Origin of the sequence: Prevotella conceptionensis 9403948 (genome assembly GCF_000312305.1) — a bacterium.
GTDB lineage: Bacteria > Bacteroidota > Bacteroidia > Bacteroidales > Bacteroidaceae > Prevotella > Prevotella conceptionensis.
In genome coordinates this window covers 377,711-379,138 of sequence record NZ_HE999445.1, presented here as the reverse complement: position 1 = coordinate 379,138, position 1,428 = coordinate 377,711, and the positions used below count along the sequence as shown (strand labels likewise).

Here is a 1,428-nt window from a genome sequence, read left to right as displayed (position 1 = left end):
ATAGAGGAATTGGAAAACGGTGGCATACATCGCACCAACGACGACCAGTTCACCCAGCAGATGAAGTTCATCTTTACCCCATTAGCGGGCTGGAACATCTATGCAGAAGGTGCATTGCGCGTAGACAACTACAAGAGCACCACGAGCAGAATACCCATCTACAACTATGATGCAGACAACAAACCCATGCTGCGCGACAGCGGATATGGAACGGTGAGCAACTATACCGACTACCGTTGGCGCGAAAACTATTACGCCGTGAACGTATATACCGATTATACACGCAGCTTTGGTCCACACAACTTAAAGGGTTTGTTGGGTTTGAACTTCGAACGCTACAACCAAGACCACGTTAACGGCTATGGCGAAAACCTCACGATGAACGAGCGAGCTTTCCTAAGCCAGACACAAAAGAACTTTAAGGCATCCGACGGATACTGGCATCGTGCAACGGCTGGTTACTTCGGTCGTCTTAACTATAACTACAACGACATCTACATGTTGGAGTTCAACATGCGTTACGATGGCTCGTCGCGTTTCACCTCCGACAAGCGTTGGGCGTGGTTCCCCTCGGTTTCGTTGGGTTGGAACGTTGCTCGCGAAGAGTTCTTCAAAAAGCTAACCGACAAGCTCAGCACACTTAAGTTGCGCGCATCATGGGGACAACTTGGCAACACCAGCTCAAAATACGACTCGTTCTGGGCGTGGTATCCCTTCTATCAACAGCAATCTCTCGCTTCGCAAAACAGCTCGTGGCTTATCAACGGCCAAAAACAGAACACGGCTTCACTTCCCAGCATCGTCAACAGGTCGTTGACCTGGGAAACCATCGAGACATGGGATGTTGGTTTAGACTGGGCCGCATTCAACAACAGACTCACGGGTTCGTTCGATTGGTATGTGCGCACCACCAAAGACATGATTGGCCCTGCCCCCATCTTGGGTTCGGTATTGGGGACAGATGCTCCTAAAACCAACAACTGCGACATGCGTTCTACTGGTTGGGAACTTGAATTAGGGTGGCGCGACCAAATTGCACAAGTGAAATACGGCGTGAAACTCAACCTAAGCGATGCAACCTCTAAGATATTGAGATACCCCTACGAAGGTAAGTTCGAGAACCAAAACATCAACGGCTACTACAACGGTAAGCAACTTAATGAGATTTGGGGCTACGAAAGTGTTGGCTTGGCACAATCTAACGAGGAAATGGCCGAATGGCTCAAAGGCAACAAGCCCAACTGGGGCAGCAACTGGGGAGAAGGCGACGTGATGTACAAGAACCTTGTTGACCGCGTAGACGAAAACGGGAACAAGATTGACGAAGGTGTGGTTAACGCCGGCAGCAACACACTGGGCGATCATGGCGACAAAAAGGTGATAGGCAACTCTACGCCTCGCTACAACTTCGGCATTACCCTCAACGCC

The 1,428-nt window shown here is 50.0% G+C and carries 1 protein-coding gene; it reads left to right on the top strand.

Annotated features, from left to right (window positions below; all coding sequences use genetic code 11):
• Positions 1 to 1,428 (top strand): TonB-dependent receptor domain-containing protein (locus tag BN93_RS05865; protein WP_019187412.1); only part of this gene is annotated, 1,428 nt, incomplete at both ends.